Source organism: Pseudomonas sp. ASL8 (assembly GCF_056680355.1).
The window spans coordinates 2,867,741-2,881,431 of record NZ_CM155278.1; the positions used below are offsets into that span (position 1 = coordinate 2,867,741).

The following is a 13,691-nucleotide window of genomic DNA, read 5'->3' on the forward strand; positions in this document are numbered from 1 at the left end:
GCCGATATGGCACACTTCGCGTCATTGTTCGCAGACTGTCTGATAGAGCTGTCGCTGACAGCGCCGACGTCTTCGCGATTGAATTCGCGAAGACGCCAGCCCAGGTGCCGGAGATCGGCCCGCCTGCCAACTGATCCAACCTGAAACCCGTGCCTTAACGGGATAACTTTCCGTACGTATTGGTACGTTTGTGCCAATCTTCAAGCCCAGCAAGTCGTTGCTTGCAACGATCAATAAGAGAGGAACGACCGTGTATAACGTCGTCATCAGTGGCACTGGCCTGTATACCCCGGCCAACAGCATTTCCAACGATGAGCTGGTGCAGTCTTTCAATGCCTATGTCGCCCTGTTCAATGCCGAAAACGCGTCAGCGATTGAGCGCGGAGACGTTCAGGCGCTGACAGAATCGAGCGCTGCTTTTATCGAAAGAGCCTCCGGCATCAAAAGCCGCTTCGTCATGGACAAGGAAGGCATACTCGATCCGCTGCGCATGGCGCCGCGTTTGCCAGAACGTTCCAATGACGAGTGGTCGATCCTCTGCCAGATGGGCGTCGCTGCCGCCGAACAAGCCTTGCAACGCGCAGGCAAAACCGCTGCCGACATCGACGGCGTGATTGTCGCCTGCTCCAACCTGCAACGTGCTTATCCGGCGATCTCTATCGAAATTCAGGACGCGCTGGGTGTCCAGGGTTTCGGCTTTGACATGAACGTTGCCTGTTCGTCCGCGACGTTCGGTATCCAGCAAGCGTGCAACACCGTTCAGTTGGGTCAGGCCCGCGCGGTATTGGTGATAAGCCCGGAAATCTGTACCGGCCACTTGAATTTCCGTGACCGCGACAGCCACTTCATCTTTGGCGATGCCGCTACGGCCGTGGTCATCGAGCGTGCAGACCTCGCGACCTCGCCGCATCAGTTCGACATTGTCAGCACCAAACTGCTGACCAAATTCTCCAACAATATTCGCAACAACTTTGGCTTCCTCAACCGCGCAGGGGAAGAGGGCATCGGTGCCCCGGACAAACTGTTCGTGCAGGAAGGCCGCAAAGTATTCCGTGACGTGTGCCCGATGGTGGCTGAGCTGATCGGCACCCATTTGCAGGAAAACAACCTGAACGTCAGCGATATCAAGCGTTTCTGGTTGCATCAAGCCAACCTCAGCATGAACCACTTGATTGTGAAGAAACTGCTGGGTCGCGAAGCCTCGCTGGAAGAAGCGCCGGTGATTCTCGACACGTACGCCAATACCAGTTCGGCCGGTTCAGTGATCGCGCTGCACACGTACCAGGACGACTTGCCGAGCGGCGCGCTGGGCGTGCTCAGCTCGTTCGGTGCCGGCTACTCAATCGGCAGCGTAATCCTGCGTAAGCATTGATCGACGATGTCTGCTGCTGACGACGCGTTACTGATTCAACGCCTGCTGGCTGGCGAACAGCGGGCGTATCGCGAATTGGTCAGCACCTATCAGAGTGCGATGCGGGCCGTGGCGTACGCCATTGCCGGCAGTCGTCACGCTGATGAGGTGGTGCAGGAAGCCTGGCTTGCCGTGGTGCGCAATCTGGCAAAATTTCAGGCGCGCTCTAGCCTGAAAACCTGGTTGCTGACCATCACTGCCAATGCGGCAAAAACCCGCTACAAACACAACCGCCGCGAAGTGCTGCTGGACGACCTGCCATCGCCTCACGGCACCCTTGGCGATGAGCGTTTTGCCAGCGACGGGCACTGGCGCGTGGCGCCCTTCGCCTGGCATGAGGACACGCCCGAAGCGCTGCTGACCGAAAACGAATTGCGCGAATGCCTCGAACACACCTTGCTCACCTTGCCCCAATTGCAGAGCAGCGTATTGCTGTTGCGTGAGCGACAGGGCCTGGAAGTGGAAGAGATCTGTAATCTTTTGGAGATATCGCTCTCTAATGCGCGAGTCCTGCTGCATCGGGCGCGCTTGAAGGTGTTTGCGACCGTCGAGCATTTTGAGGAGACGGGCGAATGTTGACGTGTAAGGAACAGGTAGCGCGATCCAGCGATTTTCTCGACGGCCAGTTGAGCGTTCGTGAGCGATTTCAGGCGCGCCATCATCTGCTGTTCTGCCCTAATTGCCGACGTTTCATCAAGCAAATGCGCTTGATGCGCGCCACGTTGCGGGCGATGCGCGAACCGCCGATTGCCGATCTGGATGAGATCGCCCTGCGCCTGGCGCATGAGCAGCAGATGTTCGGCAAGGATTAGCACATGGCAAAGGCCTCGCCTCGTCGGGGTTTTTTATTTCGGCTTACTCGGCGGATGCGCGATACTCGCCAGGCTTGTGTGCGATAACGCGTGGGGAATGCTGATGCCGCTACAACGTTTGGACAGCCTTTCAGCGCTGGCACCTGAGCTGTGGGACGCCTTGGTGCCCACTGCCCAGCCTTTTTTACGCCATGCCTTTCTCAGCTCACTGGAAGACAGCGGCAGCCTCGGGCCACATTCAGGTTGGCGAGCAGAACACCTGCTGCACTACGAAAATGGCCAGCTGATTGCGGCGCTGCCCAGCTACCGTAAATGGCATTCCTATGGCGAGTACGTGTTTGACCACGCGTGGGCTGATGCCTGCAAACGCGCCGGTATCGACTATTACCCGAAGCTGTTGGTCGCCGTGCCGTTCAGCCCGGTGAGCGGGCCGCGTTTACTGTCGGCGACCCCGGAAGCCGGGATTGAGCTGTTGGCGTGCCTGCCCGGTTACATCGACATCGAAAAGCTGTCGAGCGCGCACATCAACTTCACCGATCCGGTGGCCGACGCCCTGCTGGCGGAACAGCCGGGTTGGTTGCAGCGGTTGGGTTGCCAGTTTCATTGGCAGAATCGCGGTTATCGCGACTTCCAGGACTTTCTTGACGCCTTGAGTTCGCGCAAGCGTAAGCAGATGCGCAAAGAGCGCGAACAAGTGGCGGGGCAGGGCATTGAGTTCGAATGGCTGGAAGGCCATCAACTGAGCGAAGCGCAATGGGACTTCGTGTATGCCTGTTATGCCAACACCTATGCCGTACGCCGACAAACGCCGTACCTGACTCGCGAGTTCTTCAGCCTCCTGGCAGAGCGCATGCCTGAAGCGATTCGTGTGGTCTTGGCCAAGCAGGGCTCAAGGCCGGTGGCGATGGCGTTCAGCCTGATCGGCGGCGACAGTTTCTATGGGCGCTACTGGGGGTGCCTGGCCGAGTTCGACCGGTTGCACTTCGAGACCTGCTTTTACCAAGGCATGGATTACGCGATCGCCCATGGGGTGCAGCGTTTCGATGCCGGCGCTCAGGGCGAACACAAGTTGATTCGGGGTTTTGAACCGGTCATCACCCACTCCTGGCATTACCTGGCGCATCCAGGGTTGAAGGCGGCGGTCAGCGACTTCCTCGACCAGGAGCGCGAAGGCATCCTGGCCTACGCCGAAGAGGCGCGGACCGCGTTGCCGTATCGGCAGGATTGAGATTTAAGGCACCTGATCGGGCCATCTTCAATCAATCCCGACAAACCCGCCGGTCTGATGCTGCCATAGCCGCGCATACAGGCCGCCATGGGCCAGCAGCTCAGCGTGGGTGCCGCTCTCGGCGATCTGGCCTTTTTCAAGGACCACCAGACGGTCCATGCGGGCGATGGTCGAGAGCCGGTGGGCGATGGCGATCACCGTTTTGCCTTGCATCAGCGTTTCCAGGCTTTCCTGGATCGCCGCTTCAACCTCCGAATCCAGGGCTGAGGTCGCTTCGTCCATGATCAGGATGGGCGCGTCCTTGAGCAGTACGCGAGCGATAGCGATCCGCTGCCGTTGACCACCCGACAGCTTGACCCCGCGCTCGCCGACATGCGCGTCGAAGCCTGTGCGGCCTTCAGCGTCGGACAACAGCGGAATAAACTCATCGGCGCGGGCCTTGCGTACCGCTTCCCACAGTTCGGCATCGGTGGCGTCGGGTTTGCCATAGAGCAAGTTGTCACGGATCGAACGGTGCAGCAGCGAGGTGTCCTGGGTGATCATGCCGATGCGTTCGCGCAGGCTCTCCTGGGCAACGTGAGAAATGTCCTGCCCATCGACCAGAATCTGTCCGCCTTGCAGGTCATACAGGCGCAGCAGCAGGTTGACCAACGTTGATTTGCCCGCGCCGGACGGCCCGATCAAGCCGATTTTTTCGCCGGGTTTGATGTCCAGATTCAGGCCGTGGATGATTCCGCTGCTTTTGCCGTAGTGGAAATCGACATGCTCGAACTTCACACCGCCGCGCTCGACCTTCAATGCAGGCGCTGGCTCGCGGTCGGTGACGCTGACTGGTTGAGCAATGGTTTGCAGGCCGTCCTGGACCATGCCGATGTTCTCGAAGATGCCGTTGACCACCCACATGATCCAGCCGGACATGTTGACGATGCGGATCGCCAGCCCGGTCGCCAGGGCGATGGCGCCCACCGAAATCGAGGATTGGGTCCACAACCACAGGGCCAGGCCCGTGGTGCTGACGATCAACACCCCGTTCATGGAGGTGATCACCGTGTCCATGGCCGTGACCACGCGACCGGCCAGTTGGCTTTTTTCAGTCTGTTCGCTGATCGCTTCCCGAGCGTATTGCTGCTCGAAATTAGTGTGAGCGAACAGTTTGAGGGTGGTGATGTTGGTGTAGCCGTCGACAATACGACCCATCAGCTTGGAGCGGGCCTCCGACGACACCACCGAGCGTTCTTTGACTCGCGGCACGAAGTAGCACAGGGCGAGGATGTAGCAGACGATCCAGGCCAACAGCGGGATCATCAGGCGCCAGTCGGCTTCGGCGAACAGCACCAGTGAGCCGATGGCGTAGATCAGCACATGCCACAAGGCGTCCACCGCCTGCACCGCTGAATCACGCAGCGAGTTACCGGTCTGCATGATCCGCTGGGCGATGCGTCCGGCGAAGTCATTCTGGAAAAAATTGAGGCTCTGTTTGAGCACATAGCTGTGGTTCTGCCAGCGAATCATGCTGGTCATGCCGGGGCTGATGGTCTGGTGCACGAGCAGGTCATGCAGGCCGACGAAGATCGGTCGGAACACCAGCGCAACCACCGCCATCCAGATCAGCTCAGTGCTGTGCACACTGAAAAAATCGGCATTGGGCGTGCCTTGGGCCAGGTCGATGATCCGGCTCAGGTAACTGAACAGCGCGACTTCGATCAGGGCGCCAATCAGCCCGACCACCAGCAACGCGACGAAGCTCGGCCACACCTGACGCAGGTAATAAATATAAAACGGCAGGACTTTGTTCGGTGGGGCGGCAGTGGGGGCGTCGCGGAAAATATCGATCAGTTGTTCAAAACGACGATAGAACATTGGTTCTGACGCCCGCCGCAGCAGGCTCTCCTTGCAGGTGAAAAACTTCCCTCATCACACCGCCTGTCTCCGACGTTGCTCACGGCGGTTGCAGGCGGTCCGATGTGCATCGACTTAGTCGATACGTTTGGCTGACTTAATCAACACAGGGGTTGAGGGTACGTTTTGCATGCCTTTTTGGGTGCCGGTAGGCGTCTGGGCGATCTGGTCGACCACGTCCATGCCTTTGATGACTTTACCGAACACCGCATACCCGAAGTCGCGAGCGCCGTTGTCGAGCATGTCATTGTCTTTGTGGTTGATGAAGAACTGGCTAGTGGCCGAGTTTACGTCCGACGTCCGCGCCATTGCGATGGTGCCACGCACGTTATGCAGGCCATTGTTGGCTTCGTTTTTGATCGGGTCTTTGGTCGGTTTTTGTACCATGTACTGATTAAACCCACCGCCCTGAATCATGAAGCCCGGAATGACCCGGTGAAAGATGGTGTTGGCGTAGAAGCCGCTGTCGACATAGCCCAGGAAGTTCTGGGTACTGATCGGCGCCTTGGTGTCTTCAAGCTCGATGACGATCTCGCCCATGTCGGTGGTCAGCAGGACGTGGGTCGGCTTGGCGGGCGGTTGTGCGGCCATCAGGTTGGCGGCGAACAGCACGGAACAGGCGGCGAGGACGATTTTTTTCAGCATGGGTCAGTGATCCTGGGTAGTGGTTTCGACTGCAAAAAAGCAATTCATGCGGGTGCGATCAAGGGCACAAGGTAAGCACGTTTGGGTTTTTTTGGACAGTGCCGGGCGCACTGTCCGAACGGATAGCGCCCGGATGGAGGTGCCCCCTACGATTCATTCATCGGCCTGAAGCCGCTTCAACGTCATCGACAAATGCCAGCAGTTCCCGGTTGAATGCTTCAGGTTGATCCAGCGGCGTCGCGTGCCGGGAGTCTTTGATCACGACCAGTCGAGCCTGGCGGATCAGGCCCACGTAAGCTTCTTTCAAGGCCACCGGGGTGTAATCGTGATCGGCGCTAACGATCAGGGTCGGGCAACTGATTCGTGACAGTTTTTCCTGCACGCCCCAACCGACGATGGCATCGAAACTGGCGAGATAAGCGCGTTTGTCGTTTTGCCCCCAGCGCTCGGCGATTTTGTTGCGCAGGTCGGCTTGCTCGGGTTTGGGGAACAGGGTCTGGCCCAGGCCCTTGCCGATGGCGGACATGCTGAACAGCCGCCCCAGGCCCCAGCGTTTAGCCCATTGCAAACCGTCGTTGGCGGTTTTGAGTTTGACTTGTGGCGCGCTGTTCACGATGCACAGGCTTTTGAGCAAGGTCGGGTGATCGACCGCCAATTGAAAGCCGATCATCCCGCCCATCGACAGCCCGACCAGGTGCACCGGCCCCAGCTGCAAATGTTCAATCAGCGCTTCGACGTCGGCGGCAAAACCGGGAATGCTGTAGCGCTCATTGGGCTTGTCGGAGCGACCGTGGCCGCGCATGTCCATGGCGATGACGCGGTAGTGCGCGGCCAGGGTCGGGATCTGGTATTCCCAGTCCTGGCAGCTTGAACCCAGGCCGTGCACCAATAGCAGCGGCGAACCCTGACCATATTCTTCGTAGTGCAATGAACAGCCGTCATGCTCAAAAAAGGCCATGGTCGATTTCCCTGTCAGGCTTGTTGTGGGGCCGCAAATGCGGTGCTCAGCGGGGCCGTGTCGAAGGTGCGGATCAGGTCGATCAGAATCTGCGTCGCGGGGCCCAGCGATTTGTCCTTGCTCGAGTAAAGATAGAACACCGGATGACGGCTGCCGCCTTGATCCAGCGGCAGGGCTTTGAGTGTGCCTTCCTGGAGTTCGCGCTCGATCACGTGCCGTGGCAGCCAGGCGAAGCCCAGGCCGCTGCTGACAAAGGTCGCGGCGGTTGCCAGGCTGCCTACCGTCCAGCGTTGTTCAGCGCCCAGCCAGCCGACATCGCGGGGCTGTTGACGGCCGGAGTCGCGGATCACGACTTGCAGGTGACTTTCCAGGTCCTGGAAATTCAACTCGCGATTCATTTGATGCAGCGGGTGCTCCGGGTGGGCGACGGCGACGAACTCGACGGCGCTCATTTCGGTCCCCAGATACCCAGGTATGCTGAAGCCGCTAATGGCCAGATCGGCCACGCCTTCAAGGAGCACTTCTTCGACCCCGGACAACACTTCCTCGCGCAACCGCACGCGACAGCCGCGGCTTTGCGGCATGAACGCGGTCAAGGCTCGCACCAGTCGCGCGTTAGGGTAGGCGGCATCGACCACCAGCCGCACCTCCGCCTCCCAGCCTTGCTCCATATGGTGGGCCAGGTCCTCCAGTTGACTGGCCTGCTTGACCAACTGCCGGGAGCGACGCAAGAGCACCCCGCCAGCGTCGGTCAACACCGCTTTACGCCCATCGATACGCAATAGCGGCACGCCAAGCTGGTCTTGCATCCGGGCCACGGTGTAGCTCACGGAAGACTGCGAGCGGTGCAACGCTTCGGCCGCTTGGGCGAAGCCACCGTGGTCGACCACCGCTTGGAGTGTCCGCCATTGATCCAGGGTCACGCGGGGCGCTTTCATCACTCGCTCCTCTTGTCTAAGCTGGCACTCCAAATTGGAGACTGCCGAATGAAAAAATTCTGTTGTGTGTTGTTGGCGTTGTTGCCCGTCAGTGCGTTCGCGTATCCGATTGACGTGGAAAAGGAATACACCGGTGTTCAGATCGACTACACCAGCCACGATACCGACTACGACATGGGCGCCATCACGCTGAACAACTACGGCACCGTTGATGCTCAGTGCGTGGTGGTGTTCAGCAATGGCCCTGAAGCACCGCGCACCCGGCGGGTCAGCGTTCTTGCAAAAAAGAGCGTGGACGTCTCCGCCAAGTTCAGTCGCAGCATCATCAAGCTGCGGATCAAGCTGACCTGCGAGCCTAAATAAATGACGGAACGGGGCGGGTTCGCTCTCAAACGAGAATAGTGCCCCGTTTTCGATAAAACAATTTATTAGATGGTTTGTAGCAGATTTTTACGCTTTTTAATCGATACGTTCCTGTCTAACCTCAACTCCATCGATTCAAGACACTCTTCGATGGAGGCAACATCCCATGTCCCGCGTACTGATCATTGAAAGCAGCGCCCGCCAGCAAGACTCGGTCTCACGCCAATTGACGCAGCAATTCATCAGCCAGTGGCAGGCTGCGCATCCGGCGGATCAGATAACCGTGCGTGACCTGGCGATCAACCCTGTGCCGCATCTGGATTCAACCTTGCTCGGAGGCTGGATGAAACCGGCCGAGCAACGCAATGAAATCGAGCAACTGGCCCTTGAGCGCTCCAATCAACTGACGGATGAACTGGTCGCAGCCGATGTGTTGGTGCTGGCCGCGCCCATGTACAACTTTGCGATCCCCAGCACCCTCAAAGCCTGGTTCGACCATGTGCTGCGTGCCGGCGTGACCTTTAAATACGGCGAGACAGGTCCGCAGGGGCTGCTCATCGGCAAGCGTGCCTATGTATTGACAGCTCGCGGTGGTATCTACGCGGGCAGCAGCCTCGATCATCAGGAACCCTACCTGCGTCAAGTGCTCGGCTTTGTCGGCATCCACGACGTCACGTTCATTCACGCCGAAGGCCTGAACATGGGCGGTGATTTCCTCGAGAAAGGCCTGAATCAGGCCAAAGCAAAACTCGCCCAGGTCGCCTGATCCCTGCGCTCCACCGACTTCCCTTGGCACCTTTTGCTCCTTGGGTGTACTGCCCGATCATCCTTGTGATGATCGGGCTTTTATTTGCCTGTCCATCCGGCCCGAAAATCCATACCGCTGGGCTGCTGATACTGGCTTAGCCCAAACTCCGGCATCACTGCCAGCAAGTAATCGAAGATGTCGCCCTGAATCCGCTCGTAATCGGCCCAGGCGGTGGTCCGGGTGAAGCAGTAGATTTCCAGGGGGATGCCCTGTGCGGTGGCCTGCATCTGCCGGACCATGCACGTCATCTCTGGCTGGATATCCGGGTGGCTGTTCAGATAGGCCAGCGCATAGGCGCGGAATGTACCGATATTGGTCATGCGTCGACGGTTGGCGGACAGTGCGGCGACATTGCCCTGGGCTTCGTTCCAGCTTTTCAGTTCAGCCTGTTTACGGCCGATGTAATCAGTCAGCAGATGAATCTGAGTGAGTTTTATTTCTTCGTCGTCGCGCACGAAACGCACGCCGCTGGCATCGATGAACAGGCTGCGTTTGATCCGGCGCCCGCCGGATTGCTGCATGCCGCGCCAGTTTTTGAACGACTCGGACATCATTCGCCAGGTCGGAATCGAGACGATGGTTTTATCAAAATTCTGCACTTTGACCGTATGCAGAGTGATGTCCACCACGTCACCGTCGGCACCGACTTGTGGCATTTCGATCCAGTCGCCGACCCGCAGCATGTCGTTGCTGGTCAACTGCACGCTGGCGACGAATGACAGCAGGGTGTCTTTGTAGACCAACAGAATCACTGCCGACATTGCGCCCAGGCCCGACAACAGCAGCAGCGGCGACCGGTCTATCAGGGTCGCGACGATAATGATTGCGCCAAAGATGTACAGAATCATCTTCGCCAGTTGTACGTAGCCTTTAATCGAACGGGTGCGGGCGTGAGCGGTGCGGGCGTAGATATCCAGCAGAGCATTGAGCAGGGCGCCGAGGGCCAGCACCTGGAACAGGATGGTGAACGCCAGCGCCACATTCCCGAGGAAGTGGTTGCTGGTCTTGCTCAGTTCCGGCACCAGGTTCAGCCCGAACTGGATGACCAGAGAAGGCACCATCTGCGCTAACCGGTGAAAAAGCTTGTTGTGCAGTAAATCGACAACCCAGTGCATGGCCGGTTGTCGGCCCAGCAATTTGGCCATGTGCAGGATGACGAAACGCGCCACCCGGCCCAACGCCAGCGCGACAACCAACAGCAGCACCAACCCCAAACCAGCGTGTAATGCAGGGTGTTGATCGAGCATGCCCCAGAGTTCCTGGGTGCGTAGCCATACCGTTTGAATGTCCATGGGTGCGAGTGATAGTCCTGTCATTAGGGTCAGCAATTAGAACATTCCTGCCCCCTAATCGTCCGTCGTGTGCAAATCGAGTAACAAAAAACTCACCTTTTACTAAAGAAATAGCCCTTATGTCGTAAAGAAACTCGGCCTCGGCGCTCGAAACCGTTAGGCTATGCGACTGTTTTTTTGTTTTTCGTCGAGGTAGCACCCGTGTTTTCCCAATTCGCCCTGCACGAACGCCTGCTTAAAGCCGTGGCCGAGCTTAAATTTGTCGAGCCTACGCCTGTGCAAGCAGCAGCCATCCCGCTGGCGCTGGAAGGGCATGACCTGCGGGTGACTGCCCAAACCGGCAGCGGCAAAACTGCGGCTTTCGTGCTGCCAATCCTCAATCGCCTGATGGGCCCGTCCAAGGTTCGCGTCGACATTCGCGCAGTGATTCTGCTGCCGACCCGCGAACTGGCGCAGCAGACCCTCAAGGAAGTCGAGCGGTTCTCCCAGTTCACGTTCATCAAATCCGGCCTGATCACTGGCGGTGAGGACTTCAAGGTCCAGGCCGCCATGTTGCGCAAGGTTCCGGATATCCTGATCGGCACCCCTGGGCGCCTGCTGGAGCAACTCAACGCCGGTAACCTGGACCTGTCGCAGGTCGAAGTGCTGGTGCTTGATGAAGCCGACCGCATGCTCGACATGGGCTTTGCCGAAGACGTCGAACGTCTGGCCGGCGAGTGCAAGAATCGCGAGCAAACCCTGCTGTTCTCGGCAACCACCGGCGGTGCCGGCCTGCGCGAAATGATCAGCAAGATCCTGACGGATCCACAGCACCTGCAAGTCAACAGCGTGAGTGAGCTGGCTGCGGGTACGCGTCAGCAGATCATCACTGCCGACCACAACAGCCATAAAGAGAAGATCGTCCATTGGCTGCTGGCCAACGAGACGTATCAAAAAGCTATTATCTTCACCAACACCCGCGCCATGGCCGACCGCCTTTATGGTCGTTTAGTCGCGCTGGAGTACAAGGCATTTGTTCTGCACGGCGACAAGGACCAGAAAGATCGCAAGCTGGCCATCGACCGTCTGAAGCAGGGCGGCGTGAAGATCCTGGTAGCCACTGATGTGGCGGCCCGTGGTCTGGACGTTGAAGGTCTCGACATGGTGATCAACTTCGATATGCCACGCAGTGGCGATGACTACGTCCACCGTATTGGCCGTACTGGCCGTGCCGGTGGCGAAGGTCTGGCAATTTCGTTGATCTGCCATGGCGACTGGAACTTGATGTCCAGCGTCGAGCGCTATTTGAAGCAGAGCTTCGAGCGTCGTGTGATCAAGGAAGTCAAAGGCACCTACGGCGGGCCGAAAAAGGTCAAGGCGTCGGGCAAGGCTGTCGGCGTGAAGAAGAAAAAGACCGGCGACAAGAAAACCGACAAGAAAGGCAGCGCCAAGGCGCCGACCAAACGCAAGATAACCAATCGGCCAAAAACCGACGCGTTGTCGTTGGTCAGTGCAGACGGCAAGGCTCCGTTGAAAAAACGCAAGCCAGAAGCGCCTGCTGCTGAATAAGCCGTAAGCGATTCAAAAAAAGCCTGGCGTCCCCCGTGACGCTGGGCTTTTTTGTGGGCGAAATCTGTGTTGCGCAGGCCTTGTAGGCGACAGATCAGCCATCTGCCTTCTGCGCTGCGCGGTCCAGATCCTTGATTCGCTGATCGATCAACTGGCATTTGTCTGGCAAGTCCTTGCTGGCGGTGTCCAGGTTCATGTCTTTAATCTCCTGATTTATCTCCTTGGCCTTCGTCGGATTTTTCTGAGTGATTTTCTGTACTTCCTGGGCCAGTTGCTCACGCTTGGCCGTGGCTTCTTCCGGGGTACAGGCCCAGGTAGGGATGGCGGTCAGTAAGGTCAGGGCGGTGGTGATGCTCAGCAGGGTTTTCATGGTCTGTCTCTTTGCGATGGGCTTACTTTATTGAGGGTGGGGCCCGGCAAAAGTTCTGCGCCTGACGGACGCTGAACGACCACTGCGAGAACCTGTCACAACCTATGAGTGCCAATCCCGATGGCGGGAGGCCACGGACATTACCCATGCTGGCTGGAGGTTGGATCATGACGCAATACAACTGGGACCTTATCGAACGCCTGCTTCACGAAGTGCAGAATAGCGCAGACAAAAGTTTTGCCCCGCGTGCTTACGCCGAAGACCAGGCGGCTGCTCAGGCGGCTGATGGCGAGCCCACCGGCAATCTGGATCATCTCAAAACGTTGGCTGCGGACTATGAAGCCTTGCTGCTCAAGCGCGGATTTATCGAGACTCGTCCTGAAGAGCAAGGTGGCAATGGCGAAAATTTTGTCCTGACCCCGCGCGGCGCGAGCTTGTTGGCGCTACTTGATAGCAGCATTCCGGGCAGTGAGCATCCGCGCCAGATACTGGACGAACAGGCCGATGCGTTGGACCCCGACACCTTTGATCAAGTCGCTGCCAAGGCGCAGATTGCTTGAATGAGTAGGGCGCGCTGAGCCATTAGCAGGCAACACGACGTGTCCCGGCCGCGCCCTCAGAAAAACGAGCGCACGGCCTTGAGGGTGAACATCCCTTCGCACTGGGCGTTATGCCCCGTGTAAGCACTGCAACTGTTGCCGCTCAGGCTTGAGTCGCTGTAAGTCAGGTTGAGGTCGACCCCAAACCAGGGGCGCGAGACATTCAGCGACCAGTCATTGAAGGCGCTCACCGCACTGCCGTCGCTGATCATTTGCGGTGTATCGAACTGGTGATTGGCGTACTGCACCCGCAGGCCAAGACCCAGTGGCTGAAGCGTGCCCAAGTCAACGAACAAGGTGCTGTTGCGATTCCCGGGGTCGTTGCTGAGTGCGGCGCCAAAGCGGCTGCCCAGCACGGTCAGCCCAGCGTAGAACTGGTGGCTGTCGGTCTGGCTGGCGTCCGGGTAGGTGTAGCGGATCATCCCCAGTTCATAGCCCAGGGTTTTGTCGAAGGGTTTCTTGAAGCCCAGGTACGAATCGACTTCCAGGGCAGCGCTGGAGGTGGCGCCCACGCTGGGTGACCATTGCCCCGCGTACCAGCCACTGTCGTGGGTCAGGTCCAGCCCGCCATGGAACGAGCCGACACCGGTAGGCTGCACCAAACCTTGCGCCATGCTACGTGCCGGTGTGCTACCGAGCTTGAGGTCGAAGTCGCCGAGGTCGCGCTCCAGCAGTTGCGCGGAGGCCGACTGGTAGACCAGCAAGGCACTGAGCGCCAGCGCTCGATAGGTGTACGTGGACATGCTTCACTCCTGAAGAAGGCGACGGAGTGTCAGGGGTGACGTTGGCGCGCCTCTGGATTTGCGCGCAGGATCACGCA

15 protein-coding genes are annotated in these 13,691 nt (G+C 58.5%); 8 read left to right on the plus strand and 7 right to left on the minus strand.

Annotated features, from left to right (window positions below; genetic code table 11):
- Positions 1–250 precede the first annotated feature (250 nt).
- From AC1MEA_RS13120 to AC1MEA_RS13135, 4 genes are all read left to right on the plus strand, one after another.
- Positions 251–1,372 carry a beta-ketoacyl-ACP synthase III gene (locus tag AC1MEA_RS13120; protein WP_480416421.1) on the plus strand — a complete coding sequence of 374 codons (1,122 nt, stop codon included), beginning with the start codon at positions 251–253 and terminating at the stop codon, positions 1,370–1,372.
- Positions 1,373–1,378: 6 nt separating this feature from the next.
- On the plus strand, positions 1,379–1,990 hold the full coding sequence (locus AC1MEA_RS13125; protein WP_480416422.1) for an RNA polymerase sigma factor: 612 nt from the start codon (positions 1,379–1,381) through the stop codon (positions 1,988–1,990).
- Complete coding sequence (locus tag AC1MEA_RS13130) at positions 1,984–2,223, plus strand: anti-sigma factor family protein (protein ID WP_480416423.1); 240 nt, start codon at positions 1,984–1,986, stop codon at positions 2,221–2,223. Before AC1MEA_RS13125 ends, AC1MEA_RS13130 begins: the two co-directional genes overlap by 7 nt.
- A 103-nt stretch (positions 2,224–2,326) precedes the next feature.
- Positions 2,327–3,451: a GNAT family N-acetyltransferase gene (locus AC1MEA_RS13135; RefSeq protein WP_480416424.1), complete on the plus strand. Its 1,125-nt coding sequence runs from the start codon at positions 2,327–2,329 to the stop codon at positions 3,449–3,451.
- Positions 3,452–3,478: 27 nt separating this feature from the next.
- Here the strand turns inward: AC1MEA_RS13135 and AC1MEA_RS13140 are convergent, their stop codons facing one another.
- The 4 genes from AC1MEA_RS13140 to AC1MEA_RS13155 form a co-directional block, all read right to left on the minus strand.
- Complete coding sequence (locus tag AC1MEA_RS13140) at positions 3,479–5,311, minus strand: ABC transporter ATP-binding protein (protein ID WP_219064115.1); 1,833 nt, start codon at positions 5,309–5,311, stop codon at positions 3,479–3,481.
- 114 nt (positions 5,312–5,425) lie between these two features.
- Entirely contained in the window at positions 5,426–5,995 is a 570-nt protein-coding gene (locus tag AC1MEA_RS13145) for a peptidylprolyl isomerase (protein WP_219064114.1), read from the minus strand.
- A gap of 157 nt (positions 5,996–6,152) precedes the next feature.
- Positions 6,153–6,953 (minus strand): alpha/beta fold hydrolase, encoded by an 801-nt coding sequence (locus tag AC1MEA_RS13150; RefSeq protein WP_219064113.1) that lies wholly within the window; start codon positions 6,951–6,953, stop codon positions 6,153–6,155.
- Positions 6,954–6,967: 14 nt separating this feature from the next.
- On the minus strand, positions 6,968–7,891 hold the full coding sequence (locus tag AC1MEA_RS13155; RefSeq protein ID WP_480416425.1) for a LysR family transcriptional regulator: 924 nt from the start codon (positions 7,889–7,891) through the stop codon (positions 6,968–6,970).
- Between the two features lie 48 nt (positions 7,892–7,939).
- Here AC1MEA_RS13155 and AC1MEA_RS13160 point away from each other — a divergent pair, with 48 nt between their 5' ends.
- Together AC1MEA_RS13160 and AC1MEA_RS13165 are read left to right on the plus strand one after the other, a co-directional pair.
- Positions 7,940–8,254, plus strand: a complete 315-nt coding sequence (locus AC1MEA_RS13160; protein ID WP_219064111.1) for a 3-phosphoglycerate kinase — start codon at positions 7,940–7,942, stop codon at positions 8,252–8,254.
- Between the two features lie 166 nt (positions 8,255–8,420).
- A complete protein-coding gene (locus tag AC1MEA_RS13165; RefSeq protein WP_480416426.1) occupies positions 8,421–9,020 on the plus strand; it encodes an FMN-dependent NADH-azoreductase in 600 nt (199 codons plus the stop codon).
- Positions 9,021–9,100: 80 nt separating this feature from the next.
- Here the strand turns inward: AC1MEA_RS13165 and AC1MEA_RS13170 are convergent, their stop codons facing one another.
- A complete protein-coding gene (locus AC1MEA_RS13170; RefSeq protein WP_480416427.1) occupies positions 9,101–10,354 on the minus strand; it encodes a mechanosensitive ion channel family protein in 1,254 nt (417 codons plus the stop codon).
- Positions 10,355–10,555: 201 nt separating this feature from the next.
- On the opposite strand from AC1MEA_RS13170, the gene AC1MEA_RS13175 reads away from it, so the two are divergent.
- Positions 10,556–11,902: a DEAD/DEAH box helicase gene (locus tag AC1MEA_RS13175; RefSeq protein WP_219064628.1), complete on the plus strand. Its 1,347-nt coding sequence runs from the start codon at positions 10,556–10,558 to the stop codon at positions 11,900–11,902.
- Positions 11,903–11,996: 94 nt separating this feature from the next.
- Here the strand turns inward: AC1MEA_RS13175 and AC1MEA_RS13180 are convergent, their stop codons facing one another.
- On the minus strand, positions 11,997–12,272 hold the full coding sequence (locus tag AC1MEA_RS13180) for a hypothetical protein (RefSeq protein WP_449633585.1): 276 nt from the start codon (positions 12,270–12,272) through the stop codon (positions 11,997–11,999).
- A gap of 167 nt (positions 12,273–12,439) precedes the next feature.
- On the opposite strand from AC1MEA_RS13180, the gene AC1MEA_RS13185 reads away from it, so the two are divergent.
- Positions 12,440–12,832 carry a transcriptional regulator gene (locus AC1MEA_RS13185; RefSeq protein WP_219064629.1) on the plus strand — a complete coding sequence of 131 codons (393 nt, stop codon included), beginning with the start codon at positions 12,440–12,442 and terminating at the stop codon, positions 12,830–12,832.
- 56 nt (positions 12,833–12,888) lie between these two features.
- Here AC1MEA_RS13185 and AC1MEA_RS13190 read toward each other — a convergent pair whose 3' ends face one another.
- Positions 12,889–13,614, minus strand: coding sequence for a TorF family putative porin (locus tag AC1MEA_RS13190; RefSeq protein ID WP_480416428.1), 726 nt, complete (start codon positions 13,612–13,614; stop codon positions 12,889–12,891).
- Between the last annotated feature and the right edge of the window lie 77 nt (positions 13,615–13,691).